Source organism: Nonomuraea sp. NPDC049141, assembly GCF_040648415.1.
GTDB lineage: Bacteria > Actinomycetota > Actinomycetes > Streptosporangiales > Streptosporangiaceae > Nonomuraea.
Map to the genome: position 1 here is coordinate 276132 of NZ_JBEZDR010000010.1, position 25639 is coordinate 301770.

Sequence of the window (25639 nt, forward strand, 5' to 3'; positions counted from 1 at the left end):
AGGAGAATGAGCCATGCCCCCCACCGCATCGCCCGCACAGAACGTCTTCGACACCTACGTCACGACCTTCGCCACCCGCGACGTGGACGCGATAGTCGCGCTGCACTCGCCCGCGACCCAGTTCTGGCTGCACAATGGCGAGCAGCCGGTCCACGGCCGGTCCGCACTTCGCGACACTTTCGCCGCCATGTTCGCCCAGTGGCCGGAGATGGGATTCGACGTCCACCGGACGATCATCGGCGACCGCCACTGGGTGCTCGACTGGGCACTCACCGCTGTCCTCGCCGACCCCGACGGCAACCGACGTCCGATCCGCTTCGACTGCCTCGACGTGGTCACACTCGACGAGAACGGGCTGGTCGAACGGAAGGACACCTTCATCGACCTTCCCCAAGCCCAGGCCGCGCTCACCGCCGCATAGGCGGTCGGACGGCTGCCGGAAAGCCCGAGTTGCGGCGACGAGACCGTAACGCGGTTCCTCGCAGGCGGCTTCCGACACCAGAAAGACACCACTTGTCGCTAACGATCTGACAAATCCCGTGTTCGTGTCCCGTGAGCCGGGTAGGCATCGCGCAAGCCGGGTGGCGTGTGAGCCGGATCACACTGGGAGTCCCGGTCCGGGCTGAGGAGGCGCAGGTGACGCACGATCACGGGTTACCAGCGGCGGAGTATCAATCCCAGGTGAGGAAGGCAGCGACGGCGAGCGTCGTCGGTACTGCCATCGAGTGGTATGACTTCTTTCTCTATGGCACGGCCGCGGCGACCGTATTCGCCGACGTCTTCTTCCCCAAGTCCAGCCCGTACGCGGGCACCCTGTCGGCCTTCGCCACGTACGCGGTCGGCTTCGCAGCCCGGCCGGTAGGCGCGGCGATCTTCGGGCACTGGGGCGACCGCATCGGGCGTAAGGCCACGCTCATCATCACCCTCGTCATGATGGGCGTCTCAAGCGCGCTCATCGGCGTGCTGCCCAGCACCGACTCGATCGGCGTGGCCGCGCCGGTCCTGCTGGTCGTCCTGCGCATCCTGCAAGGGATCGCGGTCGGCGGCGAGTGGAGCGGCTCGGTGCTGCTGTCGATGGAGTGGGGCAACCAGCGCAGACGCGGCCTGATGGCGAGCTGGCCGCAGGTCGGCGTGCCCATCGGCCTCATACTCGGCACGGGCGCGATGTCGCTGGTGGCCCTGGCGGCGGGCGACGCGTTCAAGGACTGGGGCTGGCGGATTCCGTTCCTGGCCAGTCTCGTGCTGGTCGCCGTCGGTCTGTGGGTGCGGCTGCGGGTCATGGAGACGCCGCTGTTCGCGCGGCTCCTGGAGACCAGGCAGGTGGCCAAGCTGCCGGTCGTCGAGGTCCTCAAGAAGCATCCCAAGGAGGTCGTGCTCAGCGCGCTCCTGCGCGTTTCCGAGCAGATGCCGTTCTACCTCTACACGACATTCGTGATCACCTACATCACGGCCCCGCACATCGGGATGTCGCGCACGTTCGCGTTCGCCGCCGTCAGCGCCGCGGCGGCCGTCGAGCTCTTCGCGATCCCGTACTTCGGGCACCTCAGCGATCGAATAGGCCGCCGCAGGATCTACCTCATCGGGGCCGCGCTGCTGGCGGTGATCGCCTTCCCCTACTATGCCCTGCTCAACACCGGCATCGCCGTCGTCATCCTGCTCACCATGATGATCACGCAACTCCAGCACTCCATGGAGTACGGCCCGCAGGCGGCGCTCATCGCGGAGAGCTTCCCGACCGGTCTGCGGTACGGCGGAGCCGGGCTGGGATACCAGCTGGCCTCGGTCATCGCGGGCGGGCCGGCACCGCTGATCGCCACCTGGCTGCTGCACGACTACGGCTGGCAGGCCATCTCCGTATTCATGATCATCGGTGCGGCGATCGGCTTCGCCGCGACGCTCGCACTGCCCGACCGTTCGAGGATCGACATCTCCGACCCCGCCGCCTACGGCACTAGTCGAGCCTGACCCGCACCCCGGTGCTCAGGCCGGAGTCGTGCAGCTCCAGCCCCGCGGGCTGGGCCTCCTTCGGCAGCTCGAACAGCAGCGCGCCGCTGAAGGACTGGCCCGGCCCGATGCGGACCGGTGTGACCTCCGAGCCCGCCTTGTCGAGCAGCTTGATGCCGCCGTGTAAGGCATCGTCCTCGTCGAGCAGTTTCTGCTGGCCCGGGTAGAGGACCCGGGCCTCCTGGCCGATGTTGTCGACCTTGACGCTCACCTGGCAGGTGCGCTGCTTCGCGCTCCTCGCCGGTTTGGGGCACTTGGTGCCCGTCACCGCGAACTTCAGCTTCCCGTCCTGCACCGGGCTGTCCGCGCCGACCGCGTCGGGCGACCTGAGCGCCCACGTCAGTACGGCCAGCAGCAACACCAGCAGCACGATGGCCACCACGATGGCGGTCAGGCAACTGGCGAACACGCTCCTCTTCGGCTTCGGCTTGGCCGGGAACGCCGGACCCCTCGGTCCGGGCTGCAGCGGCACCTGCCCCGTCTGATGGGCGGAAAGCGGCACCTGGCCTGTCTGCTGAGGAGACAGGGGTGCCTGGCGGGGTGGTGGCGGCGCCTGGGCGGCCGGACGGGGCACCGGCCCGCGTCCCGGCAGCGGCCCCGGGCCGGTCCGCTGATGAGCCTGAGGCTGGTGGGCTTGCGGCTGGTGGGGCTGGGCCTGGTGGGCCTGGTGGGCCTGCGGCTGGTGCGTCTGCGACGGGTGGGGCTGAGGCGGGTGCACCTGTGGCTGACGGGCCTGCGGCGGCGGGGTCCAGCCCGGCGGCGCCGGGCGTACCTGCGGATTGTGCGGGAACTCGGCCAGCGGCGGGAACTCCGACGGATTCCACGAGCTGCTGAGGTGGCGCGTCGCGGCGAGCTGGGCGGCCGGCTCGTCGGCCGCGCCGACGAGTTCGAGCAGGAGCTGCTTGGCCGCGGGGCGGCGCGCGGGGTCGGGATGGATGGCCGCGGCCACCAGCCGGTCGAGCGGCGCGGGCAGGCCGCGCAGGTCGGGCGGGGCGGTGCGGGCACGAGCCGCCATGACGTAGGCGTCGCCCTCGCCGAACGGGTGGCCGCCGAGCCCGGCGTAGGCGATCAGCGACCCCCACGCGAACACGTCGCCCGCCGGGCTGGTGCGGCCCTCGAAGACCTGCTCGGGAGCGATCCAACCGGGCGTGCCCATCACCATGCCCGCGTTGGTGTGGCGGGAGGAGACGTGGGTCGAGCGGGCCAGCCCGAAGTCGATCACCCGGGGGCCGCCCAGCGTCAGCATCACGTTCGCCGGCTTGAGGTCGCGGTGCACCAGGCCGACGGCGTGGATCGCGGTCAGCGCCGCCGCCACGCCCACGGCCGCCGAGTGCAGCACGGACGGCGTCAGCGGGCCGTGCTCGATCAGGTGGTCCTCGAGGGAGATGCCCTCGATGTACTCGGTGACCAGGTAGAGGACCCCGTCGTGCTCGCCGTGGTCCAGGACCCGGGCCGTACAGAACGAGGCGACCTTGCGGGCGTTGGACACCTCTTCGTGGAAGCGCGCCCGGTAGACCGGGTCGGCGGTGTAGTCGCGGCGGATCGCCTTGAGCGCGACCTGTACGCCGTCGGCGGCCTTGGCCAGATAGACGGTGCCCATGCCGCCTGAGCCAAGGCGGCTGATCAGCTCATAGGGGCCGATCGCCGGCGGGTCGTCCGACGTCAGCGGAGTGCCTGCGGAGCGCCCCTGCTGCCCCAACGTCGCTGTCCTCTCGCCTTCGTTGCCGCGTTGCCTCAACCGATGCGATCCTCCGCCCGGCATGCCCGTTCCCCAAGACTCTAACGGAGGAACGGGCTGCCTGGTGGCGACTGAGTTTGGACGGGTTGTGGCACCTTTGTAGCGGAACGCGCGGTGCGGCGCGCGCAGGCCCTCTGGTGCCCACTCGATGCGCTCGGCCTCCCATGCCTCGGTGGGCGCGGTCGTGTCCGGCTCGATGTGCTTCATAAAACCCGCACTCGATAAAATGATTGGGAATTCTTCGCTGGTCCCGCCAAACTGATCACGAACCAGTGAGGAGATTTCTTTCATGCCGAACCAGCCCGCACCGAACCTGCTGTCGTGGGCCAGCGAGATCGACGAAGGCGCGATCGCGCAGGCCGCACGCACTGCCCGCCTGCCATTCGTTTCCGGTCACGTCGCTCTCATGCCCGACGCGCATATCGGCATCGGTGCCACAGTCGGTTCGGTGATTCCCACGGAAAACGCCATCATTCCCGCCGCCGTCGGTGTGGACATCGGCTGCGGCATGGTGGCCACGGAAACGACACTCACGGCCTCGGACCTGCCCGACACCCTGGCCGCCCTCATGCCGATGGTGGAGCACCGCATCCCCGCCGGCGTCGGCAAGGGCCACCAGGACCCGTCGACGGACCGCGCCCTCGGCGACCTCGGACTTCCCTACACCGACCTGAACCCCAGGCAGTCCAGGAAGGTGGCCGACCAGTTCGGCACCCTCGGTTCCGGCAACCACTTCGTCGAGGTCTGCCTTGACGAGCGTGACCAGGTGTGGACGGTCCTGCACTCGGGTTCGCGCGGCGTCGGCAACCAGCTCGCCACGATGCACATCGTCGGCGCCAAGAAGCTGATGAAGAAGCAGGCCACCAGCCTGGAGGACCCGGACCTCGCCTACCTCGTCCAGAGCACGCCGGAGTTCACCGCGTACATCGAGGACATGCTGTGGGCGCAGCGCTACGCCATGGCCTCGCGGGCCCGGATGGACAAGGTTCTGATCAACGCCCTGTTCCGGGTCGTGGGCAAGGGCGAGCGGGTCCGTACGATCAACTGCCACCACAACTTCACGCAGCAGGAGTCCCACTACGGCAAGTCCCTCTGGATCACCCGTAAGGGAGCCATCAAGGCCGACACGGGAGATGAAGGAGTGATCCCCGGCTCGATGGGCACGTGCTCGTACATCGTGCGCGGTCGCGGAAATCCCGAGTCGTACAACTCCTGCTCCCATGGCGCGGGCCGCCGCATGTCTCGGACAAAGGCGAAGCGGGAACTGTCGGCGACCTCTCTCACCGCGGCCATGAGCGGCCGGATCTGGAATGCGGACAGAGCCGCCGCACTGGTGGACGAGCATCCCGCGGCGTACAAATCCATCGACCAGGTAATGGCCGACCAAAAGGACCTGGTGGAAATTCAGCACACCCTCCACCAGATTTTCAATTACAAGGGTTGATGCCCTTTATCCGCGTGCCCTGACGACCAGCGAGGTCGTCAGGGCGGCGACCAGGGGAATGAGCGTGAGGCCGACCAGGTACAGCAGCCCGACCGGCCAGAGCCCCTGCCCGCCTTCCCGGAGCTCCTTGATCACGGCCGGGGCGAAGGAGACATAGAACGGAGCGGCGGCCACCAGCCCCCACAGCACGCCCACTTGAGGGACGAACCAACCGGCCAGACCGGCCAGGACCGCCAGGACGAGGAAGGCGGGCAGCAGGTAGGGCGAGTCGAAGAAGTCGCGGGGGGCGTCGGCGGAGGCCACGGGTGAGGTGGCGATACAGATGGCCACGGCGACGGATCCCGCGATGACGAGGATCAGGGCCCAGGCGATGACGGAACGGGACATGTGACTCCCAAAGAGGTGTGAAGTCCATCCTGATCACCGACGGACCTTCCCGGCATCGGCCCTCGTACTCATCCCGCCTGAGTAGATCCGGAGAGAGCGTCCGCCTCCTGACGGGCCGCGGCGGCTGCCGGGAGGTCACCGGCGGCGGTATAGGCGTCGGCGAGGCCGGCCAGCGCGCCGGCCAGGAACTCCTGCCACCCCCGTGTGCGCCAGAGCCGGACCGACTCCTCCAGATGGGTGACCGCCTCGTCGATCCTGCCCTCCGCCAGGTCCACCTCGCCGAGCACCCAGAGCGCGTCGGCCCGGTGGTGGGCCAGGCGATGGGAGCTGCTCAGCAGCTCGGCCGCCTCGGCCGCGGCCCGCGCCCTCGGGTCATGGTGCCCGGCATAGAGCTTGGCCAGCGCGACCAGGCCCATCGCCTCCAGCAGCGGATCGCGGATCTGCCGGTAGATGGCCAGGGCCCTGACCAGGTAGTCCAGCCCGGTCTCGAACTCCTTCGCATGGGCGTGCGCCAGGCCCAGGAACTGCAGGGTCGTGGCCTCGAAGCGCGGATTGCCGAGCTGCTCGGCCAGTTCCAGGCCGCGCAGCAGGTGCGGGATGGCCATCTTGATGTTCCGGGTCCCGTGCGCCACCGCCATGCACACGTGCGCCCTGGCCTGCCCGCCCCGGTGGCCGCTGCCCTCCGCCAGGCTCAGCGCGATCTGCCCCGAGCGCAGGCCCTCCGCCGTGTCGCCTCTGGCCGCCTCACCCCAGGCGCGCAGCACGTACGCGTCGGACAGCCCCCGCTCCTCGCCCAGCTCGGCGAACAGGGCGATCAGCTGCTCGGCCCCCTCGTACTGCGCGGCCATGGCCGCGCCACCAGTCTCCGTCCACGTGGTGGCGTGCATGAGCCCGCGCCGGATCATCGCCTCGCCGAGCCGGTCGCCCGTCGTGAGGCAGACCTCCAGGACCCGCTCGTGCAGCCCGCGCCAGTCGTCGAACAGGCCGCACACGTCGAAATAACGCTCCACGCAGCAGGCCGTGTCCCAGGCGACCTCGGACAGGCCCAGCGAGCACGCCTGGCGGATCGCCGCGACCAGCGCCGCCCGCTCGGTGTCGAACCAGGCCGTCGGGTCCTGTACGGCCGGCGGCTCCCACGGGGCGCCGTCGGGGGAGTTCCAGCGCGGGGCGGTGCCGTGGATGATGGCCGAGGTGGTGCCCGGCAGGCGTTCCGTGGCGCGTTCGGACAGCGCGAGCCAGGCCCCGAAGGCTCTGCTCAGGGCCGCGGCCACGGCCGCCGGCTCCTCTTCGAGCTCGCCGCGCTCGCGGGCGTACAGGCGGACGAGGTCGTGGAAGCGGTAGCGGGGCTGCCCGGCCGGATCCATCCCGCTGATCAGCACGAGCTGCGTGTCCACCAGCACCTCGACCAGCTCCTCACCGGCCGCCACGGGAAGGTCGAGCAGCGCCCCGGCCACCCAGCCCGCGAAGTCGGGCACCTCCAGCGACCCGAGCAGCCGGAACGCCCGGCGCGCGGCGGGGTCGAGCCCCACATAGCTGAGCGCCAGGCTGGCCCGGACGGCCAGGTCGCCGGTGGCGAACTGGTCGAGCCGCCGCCGCTCGTCGGTGAGCTGCCCGGCCAGGCGGGTCAGCGGCCAGCGCGGCCGGGCGACGAGCCGGGCGCCGGCCACCCGGACGGCCAGGGGGATGCCGTCCGACAGCCGGACGAGTTCGGCCGCCGCCTCCGGCTCCGCGGACACCCGGCCGGGCCCGACGATCCGGGAGAGCAACTGGACGCCCTGGTCGAAGTGGAGCACCGACAGCTCGACCACCGCCGAGCCGGACAGCCCGGTCAGCCGGGTCCTGCTGGTGATGATGACGGCGCAGCCGGACGTACCCGGGAACAGCGGGCGGACCTGCTGTTCGGAGGCGGCGTTGTCGAGCACGATGAGCATCCGGCGGTCCGCGAGGCGGCTCCGGAAGACCGCGGCCCGCTCCTCGACGGTCTCCGGCAGGGTGGGACGCGGCACGCCGAGCGCGGTGAGGAAGGCCGCCAGCACCTGGCCGGGGTCGGCGGGGGAGGACTCCGCGCCGTGCAGGTTCGTGTGGAGCTGGCCGTCGGGGTAGTGCCGGGCGATCAGATGGGCCGCGTGTACGGCCAGCGTCGTCTTGCCGACCCCGCCCATCCCCGCGATGACGCATACACGCACCGGGCCCGGCCCCGGCGGCGGCCCGTCGCCGAGGAGATCGGTCAGCTCGGCGAGCTGCTCGACCCTGCCGGTGAAGTCCGAGATGTCGGCCGGCAGTTGCGCAGGACACCGGTCACCCGATGGAGCGGGGGCGGAGTCGGCGGGCAGGGCGCCGGTGAGGATGGCCTGGTGCAGATGACGGAGTTCGGCGCCGGGATCGAGACCGAGTTCGGTGGCGAAGACCCTGCGGGCGTCGCGGTAGGTGGCCAGCGCCTCCGCCTGGCGGCCCGACCTGGCCAGGGCGAGCATGAGCTGCCTGCGCGGCCGTTCCCTCAGGGGGTGCTCGCCGACGAGCCCACTCAGCTCGGCGACGAGCGCGGCGTGCATGCCGCGGGCCAGGTCCGCCTCGATCCGGTTCTCCAGCGCGGTCAGCCGCTCCTCCTCCAGCCGGTGCGCGTGGTCGCTGAGTGCGGTGGTGAGGTTCAGCTCCGCGTACGCGGGACCGCGCCACAGGTCCAGCGCCCGCTTGAGCAGCTCGGCGGCCCGTTCGTGGTCTCCGGCGGACAGGGCGATCCTGCCCTGCTCGGCCAGGGACTCGAACCTGTCCGCGTCGAGCTCGCCCGGATGGAGGGCGAGCACATAGCCGGTGCCGGTGCGGGTGATCCGGTCGCGGCCCAGCGTCCTGCGGAGTTGGTGCACGTAGAGCCGGAGGTTGTCCGCCGCGGTCCGGGGCGGGCTCTGGCCCCAGAGCGCCTCGATGAGCGTGGCGGTGGAGACGGCGCGTCCCGGGTGACAGAGGAGTTCGGCGAGCAGAGCGCGCTGCTTGCCCGCGCCGAGTGGTAGCGGCTGGTCATCGGCCGAGATGTGAAGCGGCCCCAGAACGGCGAACTCCATCGCGCTCCCGGACAAGACTGAAGTGCACAAAGAAGATCAAAGTCGCTTAAATGTGCACGATGGTTCTTGGCCCGTCAACCCATGGAACGCCGACACCGGCGGGAGCCAGGCTCCCGCCGGTGCCGATCCTGGGCGTCAGCCGAAGGCGAGCACCGCGAGGAAGTAGTTGTACGCGATGGACCTACAGGTTCCCTTCCAGAAGTAATGGGAGCAGACGCCCCAGTAGAGGACGTAGTAGAAGATGTAGTCCACCTGGTACTTGCTGTGGACGTATCCCATGTTGCGCAGGGCGTAGCCGTAATCGTGCATCATGCACGCCTGCCGGAAGTCGTACCCGAGCGGCTTGTCGGGGGCCTTGGTGCAGTAGTCGTAGTACACGCCGCGGACCCACCAGCCCGCGGGGGTCTTCTTCCAGTGCACGTATCGCCAGCTGCCGTGGTAGTAGGCGTAGTTGACGCCGCAGTGGTTGAAGGCGAAGTGCCAGAAGTTCGTGCACCAGTACCACTTCTTGCCGTCCAGGTCGGCGTTCGACGTGGGTGACTGGGCGGCGTAGTCGTAGGCGTTCGCGCTGCCGCCGTCCACCGGATCGGTCTGCAGGAAGCGCCCCAGCTTGGGCTGGTAGAGCCGGACGCCCATGAGGATGGTGCCGTCAGGGGTGTCGGTGGCCCGCTCGGCCGCGCCGTGCCAACCGTACCTCGTCGAGGGCTGCCCCGCGCGCGGGTTGCCGAACTCGTCGAAGTCCAGTGCCATCGGGACGCCGCCGGCCACCGTGTACACCACGTTGATGTCGTCGTGCAGGTTGGTCAGTTGCAGCCGGACGTCGCCGGTCGCCGACGTGATCGCCGACAGGCCGCCCGAGATGGAGTGGACGTTCCGGGTGATGGCTCCGGAGGTGGTGTCCTCCACGATCCACGCCGGCGTGTCGTCGTCGGCGTCGAAGTGCTCGACCCGCTTGCCGGCGCTGCTCCAGACTCCGCCGGTCTGCTGCTCCAGCGTGGTGGTGTCGCGCCGGAGTTGCGGGTCGAGCGTGTACGACTGCCGCACCGAGCCCGAGGTCATCGACTTGACCAGGTCGGTGTTGTAGTAGTCCACCGTCAGCCCCGCGGGCGTCGCCGTGGTGCGGCCGTAGGCGTCGTAGGTGTAGCCCGGGTCGGCCAGCCGGTCCCCGCCGTCGTAGGCGTGGTTCTCGGTGACGGACCCGGAACCGTCACAGCCGCTGCTGGTCAGCGAGGTCCTGTTGGAGTTGGCGTCGTACCCGTACGCCCGCCGCGCGCAGACCCCGCTCACGGTGTCGTCCACCGAGCCGATCCGGCCCAGCTTGTCGTAGGCGATCTTCTGGGCCGACATCCCGTTGTGCGTGACCTGCTGGCCGTGGACCGACCAGGTCACCGAGTCGTCGATCAGCTTCACACCGGCGGCGTTCTGGTACACGCGCGAGGTCGGCGCGCCCGACGGGTCCCTGGTGAGGCTGTAGGAGACGCCTCCGGGCAGGCTCTCGCGGACGATGGAGCCGTCCACGTTGTAGGCGGCGGTGAACGTGCCCGCGACCGAGTCGGTCATCGAGGTGAGCACGCCCCTGGGGTCGGCGGTGGTGTCGTAGACGTAGGTCACCGTGGACGGCGCGGTGTCGGTCTTCTTGGTCACCCGGTCGAGCGCGTCGTACTCCACCCGGGTCACGCCGCCGTCGGCGTCGGTGTAGGACGTCTGGCGGCCCAGCGCGTCGTACTCGCGCTTGATCACGGTTCCGTTGGACGCGGTGGTCTGCACCGCGCGCCCGGCCGAGTCGTAGATCGCGGTCACCTCGGGCACGGCCGTGCCCACACCGCCGGTGACCGTGACCTTCGCGATCTCGCCCGCGACGTTGTACGTGGTGGTGGTCGTCCTGGTGATCCCGTTCGCGGTCTCGGTCACCCCGGTCACCCGGCCGCCGGGCTCGTAGGTGTAGACCTTCGTGACCAGCTCGGCGGGCCTGGAGCCGCTGTCGGAGACGGCCGTCTTCGACTTGGTGCGGCACAGCAGCCCGGCCCACTCGGCCTTGCCGCCGCAGGTGCCCGAGCCGTCGGCGGAGTAGTACTCGCTGGTGGTGGTGCCGGCGTCGTCGCCCGACGACTTCGGCATGGTGGCGGTGATCACCCTGCCTTCGGAGTCGTAGCCGGTCGTCTTGGTGATCGCCAGGCCGCCGGGGTCCTGGACGGTCTTGAGGCTCTTGCCGGTGGCCCAGTCGTAGGTGGTCTTGCTCACCCTCAGGTCGGTGTCGGCCGCGCTGCCGGGCACCGAGGCGCCGACGGTCACGGTGGTGGTGAGGTTCGCCACCTTGGCGTCCGAGGGCCGCCCCTCGTCGAAGGTGTTGACCGTGTGCTTCCTGGCGGCGACCTGAGCGCCGTTCAGCGTGATCAGGTGCAGCGGGCCCAGTTCGGACTCCATGCGCTGGCCGTCGGCGCTGTAGACGGACTGCTCGGCCAGCAGCCGGGCCCGCTCCGCCGTCGGCGTGTTGAGCAGGCCGAGCCGGCCCAGGTCGGTGCCCGCCGACGAGCCCTGGCCCATGGCCAGCGCCAGGTTGCCCGCCGAGAGCGAGAGCACGGTGTTGCCCTGCGCGTCGTACTGGCTCACGGACACGCCGCCGCCCGGCTCCACGCGGTCGACCGTCTGCCCCGAGGCATTGAGGTAGGTGATCGTGGCGCGGCCGTAGTCGGAGGCGGCCAGGCCGCCGCGGCCGGTGTGGTTGGCGGGCACCTGGTCGACCGGGAAGATCGCGGTCGCGTCGGTGGGCGCGTCGCTCTGGCCCCAGGCCGCGGTGGCGGCCTCGGTCAGCGTGTACGGCGCGCCGGCCCCGCCGGTCGGGACGTCGTAGACCACCGAGGTGGTCGCGGTGCCGTTCGTCTCGCTCGGTGTCCCCGGGCGCAGCGTCGGCCTGGAGGCGCTGAGCAGCATCCCGTCGGCGGCGGTGTCGGTGTTGCCGGCCTTGCCGTAGGTGAAGGTCCACGGCAGCTCGCCGGGCGGGGAGTACCGGTTCACCCGGCCGCCGAGGTCGTAGTCGTAGCGGGTCTTGATGTCGGGGGTGTTGGGGTTCCACTGCTCGCGCAGGCGGCCCAGGTCGTCGTAGCGGTACTCGGCCAGGCCCTGGGGCGCGCTCGCCCCGCCCTCCCAGAGGCTGATCTGCTTGACCTGGCCGGCCACGTCGCCGAGCTGGGCGCCCGCGGTCGTCGTGGTGGCGTACGTCAGCCTGATCAGCCGGCAGCCCTGGGGCAGCCCGGCGAGGGTGTCCACGTCGCAGTCGCCCTGCGAGGCGACCGACCAGGACGGAGCGATGATCTTGAGCGGTCTGGCCAGCGCCTTGCCGTCGGTGCCGGTCACCGACTCCCAGACGAAGGCCGTGCTGCTCTTGCCGCTCGCCGGATAGACGGCGCGGACCAGGTAGGCCGTCGCGTCGGTGGTCACCTTGGCGAAGACCGTCCGCTCCGCGGAGTTGGTGTCGGCCAGGGTGTAGCGGTCGGTCGTCGCGTCGTAGGTCAGTTTCAGGTTGGCGGCGTCGGGCTGCGCGGCGAAGGAGCCGTCGGTGTTCTTGGTGAAGGCCACCGACGAGCCCTCGCCGCTGAGCTCGACAGAGGTGGGGGAGGTGAGGCGGAGCTGGGCGAAGGTGCCCTGCCCCGACTGGGCGAGCCCGGTCGGCGTCCACTCGGTGCCGAAGATGGCCGCCACCCCCGGCAGCGAGGAGCCCTTGCGCGGGTCCCGCGAGGAGAAGGAGCGCATGAGCCCGACGCCGAACACGTTGGCGTCGGTGGCCGCCATCCTGAAGTCACCGGTGAGCACGTTGACCGAGCCAGGCCCGACGGGCTGGCTGGAGGCGCCCTCCGCGTCGCGGTCGACGATCAGCTCGACGGGCTGGGACGCGGCCGTTCCCGAGGAGGCGGTGAACTCGGCCCTGATCTGGATCACGCCGTCCTCGGTGAGCGTGTGGGTGGCGTCCCAGACCAGCTCGGGGGAGACGCCGGAGGCCATCGCCACCGGCCAGGTGATCGCCGAACCGTCGGCCTTCTTCCGCACGTCGGCGGCGGGAACCTGGTGCCAGTCGTCGGCCTCGCCGCGCCGGTAGGCGAACGTGACCGCGGTCAGCCCGCTGCTGCCCTCGGCGGTCAGCACCGTACGGCGGGCGGTCGAGCCGCCGTCCTTCGGGGAGGTGACGGCCGAGCGGCCGACGTTGAAGGCGTAGGTCGTGGCGTCGGACAGATTGCCCGCCTTGTCCTTCACCCAGGCCTGCAACGTGTGCGGACCGTCGGCGGCCGGGGTCCAGCTCACCGTGTACGGCGTGCCGGAGTTCGCGGCCGACTGCTGGGCGGCGCCGTCGAAGGACCAGACCACGGCCGACACATCGGTGCCGGTCGGCGTGATGGTGAACTGGCCCGCCTGGCCGGAGCCCTTCGCCCACGCGTCCTCGGGATAGTCGGCGGAGGAGACGTCAGGGGCGGGCGGCGGGGCCGCGTCCACGGTGAAGGTGAACCAGCTGGACCACGCGCTGTAGTCGGTGGCGTCGTAGGAGCGGACCCGCCAGTGGTAGGTGGTGTTGGCCAGGGCCGTACCCACCTTCCACGAACCGGTGGCGCCGGAGGCGACGCCCGAGACGGAGCCGCCGGTGACCTTGGTGACGTGGTCGGGCGTCCACACCTCGAAGTCGGCCCGCTGCGCCTGCGCGTCCGTGTCACTGACCTTGGCCGACAGCGTCGGCTGCGCGGACGACACCAGCGCGGGGCTGGCGCAGGTCGTGCAGGGCGCGATCGCCAGGCTCGACGGCGTGGCCGGGATCGTGTTGTAGGTGATGGAGACGTTCGGGTTGTTCGCGAACCGCTTCCAGTAGTAGTTGTCCGTCTCGCTGCCCGCCTTCACCATGAACGTGATGGACGTGCCGCCGGCGGTCACGATGCTCTGCAGGGCGCTGGTCACGTCCCAGCCGATCCAGGCCGCGGGGCAGGACGAAGCCCCGCCGGCGCCGCTGGACGACCAGCCGTAGGCGACGTTCTTCGCGCCGATGGACAGGTTGGAGGCCGGCTGGTTGTTCCACGTGGTGGACGAGGTCACCGCGGCGGTCCGGTGCAGCTCGACGTTCCTGGCCGAGCAGGACCAGGCCCAGGTCTCCTTGATGTTGAAGGTCGCGGAGATGATGTGCTTGCCCGTGCCCAGCCCCGACAGGCTCATGTTGAAGAACGAGCGCCGCTTGTAACCGCCGGAGTCGGCGGTGCCGGCCGTGGCGTCGTTGCTGGAGTTGTAGTAGGAGCTGGTCGGGTACGCCGAGTCGACGTACGTCCAGGCCGACTTGGCGGCGGTGAAACTCGGGTCGATCGTCACGGGGAAGACCGTGGCGGGATCGGCCAGCAGGGCGGCGTCCGGGACGACCTCGATGGCGCGGCCGGACAGCTTCACGTCCATCCTGGCGCGCTTGCCCGCCCGCGCGGCGATGGCCGGGGTGGCGGGGTTGCGCGTCATGGCGGTCTCGGTGGCGGCGTCCCACATCTCGGGTGCCGAGGAGGCGAACACCGGCTCGCCCTTGGCATCGACGATCATGACATTGCCGGATTTATCGGCTTTTGAGGTGCCATGCTTCAGGGCGGTGGCGAACTTCAGCGTCTTCAGCTTGGGATCGGCGGCGGCTTCGCGGCTCTTGACGACGAGCTTCTCGGCGAACCCGTCCACATCGGCGGTGAGCACCAGGTCGACGCCGGGCAGCACCTCGGGGTAGGTGGCGCTCGCGCCGTTCAGCACCGGCTTGGGCAGGGCGCCGAGGGGCGAGCCCAGGCTCAGCTCGGTGCCCTTCTCGGTGGCGGTGACCAGTGGGCCCGCGCCGCCGCCCGAGAAGCTGTAGGCGAGGGAGGCGGCCTTCGGCGTGACCGACCCGTCCGGGTTCGCGACCAGTGTCGAGTCGGCCGCCACCCACTGCTCGCCCCGCTTCACCCGGACCGGGCGGTAGCGGTGGTCCTGGGTGACGGTGCCGTTGGGATTGAGGAAGTACTCGTCGGTCTCGGACGTGAGCGACGTCGCCTTGATCCGCTTGCCGCAGACCTGGGCGGCCAGGCGGGCGGAGATCTCGGTCGGCATCTCGTCGGGACAGGCGGCGGCCGGAGCCGGCGCCTTGGCCGAGACGGGCTCCGCCCCGGCCGGGAGCGATATCACGGCACTGGATGTCAGTAGCAGGGCGACGAGGGGCGGTAACGCGATGAGCCCCCCAGGTTTGTTGAACACCGTCTACCTCCGCTGCAACGCGATGAGCCAGTCGGGCTCAGGCTGATCAGCGGTTGTATAGGTGCCGTATAGAACGCGTTGGGGGCATGGGGCGCGGCGGCCGCTCGCCATCGGCGGCCTCGGCAGGACGCCGCCATCGGTGGGCGGCGGCCTCGGTGGGGCGCCGCTAGCGGAGGGCGGCCGCCTCGGCGGCGAGCTTCTCCACGCGGCCCCAGTCGCCCGCCGCCAGGGCGTCGGCCGGGGTCAGCCAGGTGCCGCCGACGCAGCCGACGTTCGGCAGCGCGAGGTAGTCGGGCGCGGTGGCCGGCCTGATGCCGCCGGTCGGACAGAACCGCACGTCCGGCAGCGGTCCCGCCAGCGCCTTCAGGTACGGTACGCCGCCCGCGGGCCCGGCCGGGAAGAACTTCAGCTCCTTCAGACCCCGCTCGGCCAGCGCCATCACCTCGGTGGCGGTAGCCGCGCCCGGCAGGTACGGGAGCCCGCTCGCCGCCATCGCGTCGGCCAGCGCCAGCGTCGTCCCTGGCGATACCAGGAACTTCGCCCCAGCCGTCAAACACGCCGCAATATCATCAGAAGTCCGGATTGTCCCGGCGCCGACCACGGCCTCCGGCACCTCGGCGGCGATCCTGGCGATGGCCTCCAGCGCGTCAGCCGTACGCAAGGTCACCTCGATGACCGGCAGACCGCCCGCGACCAGCGCCCGCGCCAGCGGCACGGCCGTCTCCACGTCGTCGATCACCACGACCGGGATCACGGGGGCGAGATCGAGCAGGCTCATGAAAGTTCTCTCCTCATCTTTGGCCTATCGGGGGAAGCTCAATACGCTCGCGCGCGGACCCCAACTCCCTTGTCGCGCGCTGCGCCAGCCAGGCGGCGGCGCCCGTCAGCGCCGGTTGCGGGGCGACGATGAGCGTGGTCGCGATGGCCGACAGGTAGCCGGCCATGTCCGGGTTGTCGGCGAATCTGGCGCGGAAGTCGCTGGTACGCACACGCTCCACGATACGGGGCAGCACTCCGCCGCCGAGATAGACGCCACCCCTGGCACCGAGGGTCAGCGCCACGTTCCCGGCGAAGCTCCCCAGCATTCCGCAGAACACCTCGACCGTCTCCGCGCACAGCGAGTCGTCCATCCGCGCCACGATGTCGGAGACCGACAGGCTGGGCGGATTGACGCCGTTGACCTCGGCGAGCGCCCGGTGCAGCCGTACCAGGCCCGGTCCCGACAGGACGTGCTCGGCCACCACGTGGTCCAGGCCCCCGGCGTGGAGCGCGCGGACGATCTCCCGTTCCCGGTCGTCGAACACCGGCACCGTGACGTGCCCGCCCTCGCCGGGGACCGGCGTCCAGCCGCCGTCGGCGGGCACCAGCCCGGCGACACCGAGCCCGGTGCCGGGGCCGAGCACGGCCTTGACGCCGTGGGCGGGTTCCGGGCCGCCCAGGGACGCCAGGTCGCCGGGCTCCAGATGAGGCAGCGACACGGCCAGCGCCTCGAAGTCGTTCAGCAGCACCGCGTACGGCAGGCCGAGGTCGCTCGCCGAGCCGCTCCAGGCCGAGTTCGTCAGCGTGTAGCGGTCACCGTCGACGGGCCCCGCCACGGCCAGGCACGCCGCCCCCGGCCGCACTCCGCCCGCGTGTTCCGCGAGGTAGGCGGCTACGGCTTCCGGGAGGGTGTCGTAGTCGGCCCCCGCCAGGACCGCGACGTGCGACGGCCGCGCCCCCGGCGAGGTGACCAGCCCGAACCGGGCGTTGGTACCCCCGATGTCGGCGACCAGCCACGGCAGATCGAACGCGCTCACGGCGCACTGTCCGACGAGCGGAACGCGGCGTGTGGAACGTGTCGTGCGGTGTGCTCATACGGCGTCTGGAACGCGGTCATCCCGCGACGCCCGCGGGCTGGCCGAGCGGGGTGCCGGACTCCAGGTGGGAGGCGCCCGCCTCGGCGGGGAAGCCCAGGCCGGGGCCGTGGTCCGGGGACTCGGCGCCGCTGATGCCGAAGATCCCCGCGCCCTGCTCCGCGTGCCCCGCCATGCGGCGGAACGTCGCGAACAGCTCGCGCCCCGTCCCCACCCACTGCGCGTCGCTCAGCGGCCGGCCGCCGGGCGTGCGCCGGGCCAGCTCCTCGGCCGGGACCAGCACTTCCAGCGTCCCGGCCGCCGAGTCGAGCCTGATCACGTCGCCCTCGCGGACCAGCGCGATCGGCCCCCCGTCCGCCGCCTCGGGCGACAGGTGGATGGCCGCGGGCACCTTGCCGGACGCGCCGGACATGCGGCCGTCGGTCACGATCGCCACCCGCTGCCCCCGATCGAGCAGCACGGCCAGCGGCGGCGTGAGCTTGTGCAGCTCGGGCATGCCGTTGGCGCTCGGCCCCTGGTAGCGGATGACCGCCACGAAGTCCTGCCCGTCCAGCTCGCCCGCCTCGAACGCGCGCAGCAGGTCGAGCTGGTCGTCGAACACCTTGGCCGGAGCCTCGATCACCAGGTGCTCGGCCTTGACCGCCGACACCTTGCTGACGGCCCGGCCCAGGTTGCCCTCGAGCATGTGGATGCCGCCGTCGGCGGCGAACGGCGCGGCCACCGGCCGCAGCACGTCGAGGTCGGCGCTGCCGTCGGACAGCTCCGACCAGGTCAGCTTCCCGTCGGCCAGCGTCGGAGCCGAACGGTAGTGGTCGAGGCCGCGCCCCGCCACGGTCAGCACGTCGGCGTGCAGCAGACCCTCGTCCAGCAGGTCGCCGATGAGCACCTGCATGCCGCCGGCGTCGCGGAAGTGGTTCACGTCCGCCTGGCCGTTCGGGTAGATCTTGGTCAGCGACGGCACGGCCTTCGACAGGCAGGCCAGGTCGTCCCAGGTGAGCACGATGCCCGCGGCGGCGGCCATGGCGACCAGGTGCAGCGTGTGGTTGGTGGAGCCGCCGGTGGCCAGCAGCGCCACGCAGGCGTTCACGATCGACTTCTCGTCGACCAGTTCGCCGACCGGGGTGTACTCGGGGCCGTGCGCGGTGATCTCCACCGCGCGGCGCCCGGCCGCCTCGGTCAGCGCGTGCCGCAGCTCGGTGTGCGGGTTGACGAACGTCGAGCCGGGCAGATGCAGCCCCATGACCTCCATCAGCGCCTGGTTGGAGTTGGCGGTGCCGTAGAAGGTGCAGGTGCCGGGGGAGTGGTACGACTTGGCCTCGGCGTCGAGCAGCTCGTCGCGGCCCACCTTGCCCTCGGCGAAGAGCTGCCGTGTGCGTGCCTTGACCTTGTTCGGCAGTCCCGAGGTCATCGGGCCGGCGGGCACGAAGATCGCGGGCAGGTGCCCGAAGTGCAGCGCCCCGATCAGCAGGCCCGGCACGATCTTGTCGCAGACGCCCAGCAGCAGCGACGCGTCGAACATGTCATGCGACAGCGCGATCGCGGCCGCCATGGCGATCACGTCGCGGCTGTAGAGCGACAGCTCCATGCCGGCGCGGCCCTGCGTGATGCCGTCGCACATCGCGGGCACGCCGCCCGCCACCTGCGCGACGCCGCCGGCCGCGCGCACCGCCGCCTTCAGCTCGGCCGGGTAGGTCTCGTACGGCTGGTGGGCGGAGAGCATGTCGTTGTAGCTGGTCACGATCGCCACGCCGGGCTTGGCCGTACCCATCAGGAGGGGCTTGTCGGCGGCGGGCGCGGCGGCGAAGCCGTGGGCCAGGTTCGCGCAGCCGAGGTGCGCGCGCGCCGGGCCCTTGGCGCGGGCGGCCTCCCCGTCGCGCCGGATCCGCGCCAGGTAGACGGCGCGGCTGGCCTGGCTGCGTTCGGTGATCCTGTCGGTGATCTCCTGGATGACGGGGTTCACAGACCCTCCTTCGTCGGGTCCTCAAACCCAGAATCGCGGTGTTCGGTGGGGCGCTCGCTCACGCCTGGTCCTCTTCGTGCCACACGCGCCCGCTGCGGGCGAGCAGTTCGTGGGCGCCCGCGGGGCCGGTGGACCCGGCGGGGTAGGGCTCGGGCAGCTCGGCCGACGACTCCCAGGAGGCCAGGATCGGGTCGATCCACTGCCAGGCGGCGGCCACCTCGTCACGCCGCATGAACAGCGTCGGGTTGCCCGCCAGCACGTCCGTGAGCAGCCGTTCGTAGGCCTCGGGTACGCGTGTGGTGAACGTCTTGCCAAAGCTGAGGCTCAGCGGCACCGGCTTCAGCGCCACCTCGCCCGCTCCCGGCTCCTTGGCCATGATGTGCAGCTCGATGCCCTCTTCCGGCTGCAACCGCAGGACGAGGCGGTTCGGCGAGCCACCCGGGAAAATGGAGTGCGGCACGTCCTTGAACTGCACCACGATCTCCGACGCCCGGCGCGGCAGCCGCTTGCCGGTGCGCAGGTAGAACGGCACCCCGGCCCACCGCCAGTTCTTGACCTCGGCGCGGATCGCGGTGAACGTCTCCACCCGGCGCGAGGCCTCGGTGGGCGCGGTGGAGCCGGGCTCGTCCAGGTAACCGGGCATCCCGTCCGCCTCGGTGTACTGGCCGCGCACGGTGAAGCGGTCGACCTCGGTGCCGGTGATGGGCCGCAGCGCCTGGAGCACCTTCACCTTCTCGTCGCGGATCGCCTCGCGGTCGTTGCGGGCCGGCGGCTCCATCGCGGTCATGCAGAGGAGCTGGAGCAGGTGGTTCTGCACCATGTCGCGCAGCGCGCCGGCCTGGTCGTAGTAGCCGCGCCGGCCGGGGGTGCCGACGGTCTCGGCGGCGGTGATCTGCACGTGGTCGATCCAGAGGGAGTTCCAGATCGGCTCAAGGAAGGCATTGGCGAAGCGGAGCACGAGCAGGTTCTGCACGGTCTCCTTGCCCAGGTAATGGTCGATACGGAAGATCTGCGCCTCGTCGAAGATGGCGCCGACCTCCTCGTTGATCCGCTGCGCGCTGGCCAGGTCGCGGCCGAGCGGCTTCTCCAGCACCACCCGGGAACTCGGCGTCACCAGGCCGGCCTTGTCCAGCTCGCGGCAGAACGGGCCGAACGTCATCGGCGGGCTGGCCAGGTAGAACACCCGGTCGCGCTGCTCGTGCCCGCCCAGCAGCGCGGTCAGCGCGCTCCAGCCGGACCGGTTCTCGCCGCCCACGTCGACGGACACGTGGTGCAGGCGGCCGAGGAAGCGCTGCCACGCGCCCGGGTCGGCCGGGACCTGGTCGCGTACCTCGGCGTCCACCTTGCCGCGGAAGTCCTCGTCGGTCAGCCCGCCCCTGGACATGGCGATGATCCGCGTCTCGGGGGAGAGGCGGCCCTCCACGTCGCTGTGGTACAGCGCCGGGAGCAGTTTGCGCATGGACAGGTCGCCGGTTCCGCCGAAGACGACGAGGTCAGCGGTGTAAGCGGCGGTGGGAGCTGAGGTGGGGGACACGGCTGGGAACTCCGATGATCAACCAAGCGGGGACAGAACGGACACTAGCCAGAGTTGCGTACCTATGCAAGCGTAGTTTTGCTATTTGAGATGCAAAAGTCATGACTTTTCATTACCTAACCTCCTGTGATTCACTTGGCGGATGCCTCGACGTACCGCCGCGACCCTCGCCACGAGTGGCGAGGTGCTCCGCCTCATCCGCACCGGTGAGGCGGTGACACGGGCGGACCTCGGCCGGGTGACCGGCCTGTCCCGACCCGCGGTGCAACTGCGCGTCGGCGAGCTGCTCGACCGCGGCCTGGTCGTGGAGCGGGCCGACGCGCCGTCCACCGGTGGCCGGCCGCCGGTCCGGCTGGAGTTCAACGCCTCAGGCGGCGTGGTGCTCGTGGCCGCCCTGGGCGCCAGTCGTACGCGGGTGGCGGTCTGCGACCTCGCGGGCCGTGAGCTGGTGGGCCGCGACTTCGCCATCGACGTCGAGCAGGGCCCCGACGTGGTGCTGCCGCTCGTCATGGACACCTGGGACGAGCTGCTCGGCGACCGGCCGCGCTCGCTGCTGCGTGGTGTGGGCATGGGCGTGCCCGCCACGGTCGAGTTCGCGCAGGGACGCACGGAGAGCGCCAGGGTGATGGCCTCGTGGACGGGCGTGGTGATCCCGCCGCTGGTCCACGAGCGCTTCCCGGTGCCCGTACTGATCGACAACGACGTCAACCTGCTGGCCATCGGCGAGCACCGGGGCGCCTACCCCGAGCTCGGCGACCTGATGTTCGTCAAGGTGTCCACCCGGATCGGCGCGGGCGTCATCGCGGGCGGTGAGATCCTGCGGGGCGCGCTCGGCGCGGCGGGCGAGATCGGGCACATCCCGGTACGCGAGGGCGGCGGCGTGCTCTGCCGCTGCGGCAACACCGACTGCGTCGACTCCGTCGCCAGCGGCACCGCGCTGCTGCGCGACCTGCGGGCCGCGGGCAAGGACGTCAAGACCATCGCCGATGTGACCACCCTGGTGCGCGCCGGAGACGCCGAGACGATGGCGATCGTCCGCGAGGCGGGCCGCCGGATCGGCGAGGTCCTGGCCAGCGCCGTCAACATCCTCAACCCGGCGGTCCTGGTGCTCGGCGGCGACGTGGCCGAGGCGTTCGGGCCGCTGGTGTCGAGCATCCGCGAGGTCGTCTACCGCCGCTCCACCGCGCTGGCCACCCGCCGGCTTCGCATCGAGCCCAGCAGGCTGGGGGCCGGGGCGGGCATCAGCGGGTGCGCGGTCATGGTCCTCGACCACGTGCTCTCGCCCGACGCCGTCGACGACAGCATGACCACCCGCCTCAAGATCAGCTCCTGACGGTCAGCGCCGGACGAAACTGCCGCGGCTTGGACGACGAGGGCGTCAAGGGCGCTTGCCGGGCCAGGGTTTCCTCGTCTTGCGCGGCGGCGGGCTCTGGCTCTGGGGAGTGCCGCTCGGCGTCGGAGTGCGCCCCGTGGCCGCCTCGGACAGTACGGGTCCCGGGGTGGGCCTGGCGCCGCGATGGGGCGACGGAGCCGGTGACAGGCCGCTGCTGGGGCTCACGCGGGTGCCGGTGGGCCGGGAGGAGGTGGGGGTGGCCGTCGGCGTGGCCTTGACGGTCTTCCTGGCGCGGAGAGTCGGCGCGGGCTCCGCGGAGGGCTGCGTGGTGCGGACCGGACGCGTGACCGGGACGCGGTAGCGGGCCAGTTTCGACTCGATCACCCCCGGCTCGCGCCCGCGCGGGCCCGGGTGGCCGTGGTCGGGCAGGCCGGCCAGAGTGAGCTGCGTGCCGGTGAAGGCGCCGCCGACCAGGATCGCCGCGATGGCCAGCATCAGGCAGCCGGCCAGTAATCCGGCGACCATCAGAATCCGCCTGCGCCGCTCCGTATGATCCACAGGCGCCGATGATAGTGATCCGGCGCCCGGTCCCGGGTGACTCCCAGCGAATCGTGATCAAGTTCCCGTGGCGTCCGGATCCGTGACGATCAGCACGCGCACAGCAGGCCGCGCAGCGCGGTCTCCAGGCAGAGCGCGGTGTGCGCGGGCGTCGGCCAGGGGAAGCGCAGGAGCTGGTCGTCCACGCGGACCGTCGCGCCGTAGCGGTCCAGCTCCCACAGCCACACGTCACCGGCGTCCTCGCCCAGGGCCTTGGACACCCCGCCCGCGAGCTGGGCCCGGTGCGAGTCGTTGATGTGGGCCAGCACGCGCTCGGCGGTGGCGGCCAGCGGATCGGGGGCGGCTTCGAGGTAGTCGTCGGCGTCCAGCACCCCGGAGTCGCGCCCGGTCAGGTACACCACCTGGCCGATGTCGAGCCGCAGCAGCCGGGGCGCGTCCGGCCGGCCGTACCTCTCCAGCGCGTCGAACAGGGCCTCGTCGGCCGTGTGCGCCGCGACCGCGACGGCGGCCCCGCGCGCGTCGCTCTCGGGTACGGCCTGCGCCCACCCCTGCACCTCGATCAGCCCGCGGGGATGCTCCACCTTGCCGAGCATGCGCATGGCGGTCAGGTTCACTGCCACGACGGCGTCGTCGCGCAGCCCGTGCAGCGTCTCACCCGGCCGCACCAGCAGCACCGGGCGGCCACGCTCGTCGACCCCGCCGCGGGCGGGCGAGGGGGTGCCGTCGACGGACAGCCGGGCGACGCTCGCCGACGCGGCGAGGGTGCGGATCCGCTCGGGGATCGTGAGCATGGCGCCTCCTTGAGATCACAGCCAGCAGTAGGTTAGCCTTGCCTAAGTAAGGACTACCTAACCACATGAGGTGAACGTGCGCTACACCGGTCCGAAGGTGCGACTGTCACGTCGCGCGGGCGTCCCGCTGACCAAGAAGGCCGTCCGCTATTTCGAGCAGCGCCCCTACCCGCCGGGCGAGCACGGCCGCAAGACCAACCGCCGCACCACCGGCGACTACGGGCTGCGGCTGCTGGAGAAGCAGAAGCTGCGCTGGTACTACGACGTGTCGGAGCGCCAGCTCCGCCGCTACTGGGACCTCGCCCTGCGCAAGCCGGGCGCGTCGGGCGCCGAGCTGGTCACGCTGCTGGAGAGCCGCCTGGCCTCCCTGGTGCTGCGCGCCGGGCTGGCGCCGTCGATCTACGCGGCCAGGCAGTACGTCAACCACGGTCACATCGCCGTCGACGGCCGCAAGGTCGACATCCCGAGCTATCTGGTCAAGCCCGGCCAGGTCGTCAGCGTGCGGCAGCGCTCGCGCGGGATGCAGCCGTTCGTGGCCGCCAAGGAGGGCGTGCACGCCGACGAGCGGATCGCGCCCTATCTCTCCGTCGACCACTCTGATCTGCGGTTCACGCTGGTCAGCAGGCCCCTGCGCGAGCAGATCATCGTCCCGGTGGACGAGCAGCTGGTCGTGGAGTTCTATTCTCGTTAGCCGTGAGTGATGCGGGTGAGCGGCACGCCAGCTGGCTGGAATTGTTCTTCGACCTCGTCGTGGTGGTGGCGGTCGCGCAGCTGGCGCACCGCCTCCAGCATCCGACCTGGGGCGACGTGGCGTTATTCGCCATCCTCTACTACGCGGTGTGGAGCATCTGGACGTCCCTGACGCTCTACTCGAACGTCCGCGCCGAGAAGACGCACCTGCGCAGCATGCTGATCGGGATGTTCGGCATCGCGGTCATGGCGGCGGCGGCCCCCGACGTCGCGCACGCGATCCCCGGTGTCGGCACCCACGACCAGTGGTTCATCGCCGCCTACGTCACCTGCCGGATCAGCGCCTCCCGGTCGATCCAGGCGGCCGGCACGGTGATGACCTCCTGGCCCGCGGCCCAGCTCGGCGCGGGCCTCACGCCCTGGATCGCCTCGCTCGGGATGCAGGACGAGTGGCGCTACTACCTGTGGGGCATCGGCATCGCGCTCGACATCGTCTTCTCCATCGCGCAGAGCCGGCGGCCGGAACGCCTGGTCAACGAGCTCAAGGCGCAGGCGGAGCGGCTCAGGGCGCGCGAGCTGCGCCGGGCCGCCAGGGCCGGGCGCCTCCTGGAGGCGCGCTATCTGGAGGACCCGAAGGCCGCCGTGCTCGACCCCGGGCACCTGGGCGAGCGGCTCGGGCTGTTCGTCATCATCGTGCTGGGCGAGGCGGTCATGCAGGTCGTGATGGCCTCCTCGGGGCTCAGCTGGGACCGGTACCTCGGCCTGGCCGCCGTGGCCGGGTTCGGGCTGATCGTGTCGCTGTGGTGGCTCACCCTCCAGTACGGCCTGAGCGCCGTGCCCGAGATCCACGAGCGGGGGCTCAAGCCGTTCGTCGCGCTGCCCGCGCACTACGCCATGACGGCGGGCATCATCGCGACGGCGGCGGGGCTCGGCGCGGTGGCCGCCAAGCCCGCCGAGCACCTGCACGGCGGCGTCCAGTGGGTGCTGTGCGGCGGCCTGGCCGTCTACTTCGCCGCCTCCACCGTGCTCGGCCTGGCCAGCGGCGCCGGGCGCCGCTGGATCTGGGGCTGGGCCGTACCCTCGATCGTGCTGCCGCCGGCGATCGCCGGGCTCGCGGGGCTGGTGCCGGCGTGGAGCGTGGTGGCGCTGCTGCTGACCGTCACCCTCTGGCGGGTGGCCTACAAGCCCAAGGCGGCCGCCGGGCAGCCCGCCTAGTCGAGCACCCGCTGCTCGCGCAGCTCGGCGATCTCTTTGCGGAGCGCCGTCAGCTCGGCCAGGATCAGCTCGGTCGAGCCCGCGTTGTCGTCCTGCTGCTCCGCGCGCTCGGCGGCCGACTCCTCGTCCATCGCGCTCACCACGACGGCCATGAACAGGTTGAGCACGACGAACGTGCAGACCAGGATGAAGATCGTGAAGAAGACCCAGGCGCTGGGGTGGTTCCGCATCACCTCTCTCGCGATGTTGCCCCAGTCGTCGCCCGTCATCGTCTGGTAGAGGGTGAACAGCGAGGTGGGCAGGCTGCCGAAGCGGGTCGGCGCCGTGTCCCCGTACAACTTGGTGGCCATGACGGCGGCCACGTACAGCACCAGGGAGAGCAGCAGCACGATCGAGCTCATGCCGGGCATCGCGCGCAGCAGGGCCGAGACGACCCGGCGCAGGCTGGGCACCACCGACAGCAGGCGCAGCGCCCGCAGGATGCGCAGCGAGCGCAGGACCGACAGGCCGCCCGCGAAGGGGGCCAGGGCGACCCCCACGATGACGGTGTCGAAGATGTTCCACGGATCGCGCAGGAAGCGCGACCGCTCGACGTAGATCTTCGCGAGCAGTTCGGCCACGAAGACGTAGAGCGCCACATGATCGACCGCGGTCAGCAGGTGACCGTAGTGCTCGACCACGGCGGGCACGGTTTCGAGGCCGAGTGTGGCCGCGTTGAGCACGATGACGCCGACGATGAACTGCTGGAAGCGGGGGTGCTCAATGAAGGCTCGGGTGCGTTCACGCACGGGCAGGGGCTCCTCAAGATGGAAAAGTTGCCCCACCATGATGACGCAGGCTGA

General features: G+C 71.0%; 17 protein-coding genes. 6 read left to right on the forward strand and 11 right to left on the reverse strand.

Going from position 1 to position 25639, the window contains the following annotated elements; genetic code table 11:
- The first annotated feature begins 13 nt into the window (after positions 1-13).
- A complete protein-coding gene (locus tag AB0B91_RS30435) occupies positions 14-421 on the forward strand; it encodes a nuclear transport factor 2 family protein (RefSeq protein WP_358326829.1) in 408 nt (135 codons plus the stop codon).
- Positions 422-681: 260 nt separating this feature from the next.
- A complete protein-coding gene (locus AB0B91_RS30440) occupies positions 682-1965 on the forward strand; it encodes an MFS transporter (RefSeq protein ID WP_358326831.1) in 1284 nt (427 codons plus the stop codon).
- On the opposite strand, the gene AB0B91_RS30445 is transcribed toward AB0B91_RS30440, so the two are convergent.
- On the reverse strand, positions 1952-3703 hold the full coding sequence (locus tag AB0B91_RS30445) for a serine/threonine-protein kinase (RefSeq protein WP_358326834.1): 1752 nt from the start codon (positions 3701-3703) through the stop codon (positions 1952-1954). The two genes, AB0B91_RS30440 and AB0B91_RS30445, sit on opposite strands and share 14 nt — an antisense overlap.
- 328 nt (positions 3704-4031) lie before the next feature.
- Here AB0B91_RS30445 and AB0B91_RS30450 point away from each other — a divergent pair, with 328 nt between their 5' ends.
- Positions 4032-5186: an RtcB family protein gene (locus AB0B91_RS30450; protein WP_358326835.1), complete on the forward strand. Its 1155-nt coding sequence runs from the start codon at positions 4032-4034 to the stop codon at positions 5184-5186.
- A 6-nt stretch (positions 5187-5192) separates the two neighbouring features.
- Here the strand turns inward: AB0B91_RS30450 and AB0B91_RS30455 are convergent, their stop codons facing one another.
- The 7 genes from AB0B91_RS30455 to zwf all read right to left on the reverse strand — a co-directional run bounded on the left by AB0B91_RS30455 (position 5193) and on the right by zwf (position 20210).
- Positions 5193-5573 (reverse strand): hypothetical protein, encoded by a 381-nt coding sequence (locus tag AB0B91_RS30455; protein ID WP_358326837.1) that lies wholly within the window; start codon positions 5571-5573, stop codon positions 5193-5195.
- A gap of 68 nt (positions 5574-5641) precedes the next feature.
- On the reverse strand, positions 5642-8632 hold the full coding sequence (locus AB0B91_RS30460; RefSeq protein ID WP_358326838.1) for a BTAD domain-containing putative transcriptional regulator: 2991 nt from the start codon (positions 8630-8632) through the stop codon (positions 5642-5644).
- 135 nt (positions 8633-8767) lie between these two features.
- Entirely contained in the window at positions 8768-14794 is a 6027-nt protein-coding gene (locus AB0B91_RS30465; protein ID WP_358326839.1) for a phospholipase A2, read from the reverse strand.
- A gap of 235 nt (positions 14795-15029) precedes the next feature.
- Positions 15030-15641, reverse strand: coding sequence for a bifunctional 4-hydroxy-2-oxoglutarate aldolase/2-dehydro-3-deoxy-phosphogluconate aldolase (eda, locus tag AB0B91_RS30470; protein ID WP_358326840.1), 612 nt, complete (start codon positions 15639-15641; stop codon positions 15030-15032).
- 13 nt (positions 15642-15654) lie between these two features.
- Positions 15655-16659, reverse strand: coding sequence for a glucokinase (gene glk, locus AB0B91_RS30475; RefSeq protein WP_358326842.1), 1005 nt, complete (start codon positions 16657-16659; stop codon positions 15655-15657).
- A gap of 76 nt (positions 16660-16735) precedes the next feature.
- Positions 16736-18676, reverse strand: coding sequence for a phosphogluconate dehydratase (edd, locus tag AB0B91_RS30480; protein ID WP_358326843.1), 1941 nt, complete (start codon positions 18674-18676; stop codon positions 16736-16738).
- Positions 18677-18734: 58 nt separating this feature from the next.
- Complete coding sequence (zwf, locus tag AB0B91_RS30485) at positions 18735-20210, reverse strand: glucose-6-phosphate dehydrogenase (protein WP_358326845.1); 1476 nt, start codon at positions 20208-20210, stop codon at positions 18735-18737.
- Positions 20211-20352: 142 nt separating this feature from the next.
- On the opposite strand from zwf, the gene AB0B91_RS30490 reads away from it, so the two are divergent.
- Positions 20353-21543 carry an ROK family transcriptional regulator gene (locus tag AB0B91_RS30490; RefSeq protein WP_358326847.1) on the forward strand — a complete coding sequence of 397 codons (1191 nt, stop codon included), beginning with the start codon at positions 20353-20355 and terminating at the stop codon, positions 21541-21543.
- A gap of 45 nt (positions 21544-21588) precedes the next feature.
- On the opposite strand, the gene AB0B91_RS30495 is transcribed toward AB0B91_RS30490, so the two are convergent.
- Both AB0B91_RS30495 and AB0B91_RS30500 read right to left on the reverse strand, forming a co-directional pair.
- A complete protein-coding gene (locus tag AB0B91_RS30495) occupies positions 21589-22101 on the reverse strand; it encodes a hypothetical protein (protein ID WP_358326849.1) in 513 nt (170 codons plus the stop codon).
- Between the two features lie 89 nt (positions 22102-22190).
- Positions 22191-22892, reverse strand: coding sequence for a DUF2470 domain-containing protein (locus AB0B91_RS30500; RefSeq protein WP_358326851.1), 702 nt, complete (start codon positions 22890-22892; stop codon positions 22191-22193).
- A gap of 76 nt (positions 22893-22968) precedes the next feature.
- Between AB0B91_RS30500 and rpsD the strand changes: the two genes are divergently transcribed.
- The gene (gene rpsD / locus AB0B91_RS30505; RefSeq protein WP_358327083.1) at positions 22969-23583 is read left to right on the forward strand and encodes a 30S ribosomal protein S4; all 615 of its coding nucleotides are present in this window, start codon (positions 22969-22971) and stop codon (positions 23581-23583) included.
- A gap of 2 nt (positions 23584-23585) precedes the next feature.
- Positions 23586-24797, forward strand: a complete 1212-nt coding sequence (locus AB0B91_RS30510; protein WP_358326852.1) for a low temperature requirement protein A — start codon at positions 23586-23588, stop codon at positions 24795-24797.
- On the opposite strand, the gene AB0B91_RS30515 is transcribed toward AB0B91_RS30510, so the two are convergent.
- Positions 24794-25585 (reverse strand): ion transporter, encoded by a 792-nt coding sequence (locus AB0B91_RS30515; RefSeq protein WP_358326854.1) that lies wholly within the window; start codon positions 25583-25585, stop codon positions 24794-24796. The genes AB0B91_RS30510 and AB0B91_RS30515 overlap by 4 nt on opposite strands.
- Positions 25586-25639 lie beyond the last annotated feature (54 nt).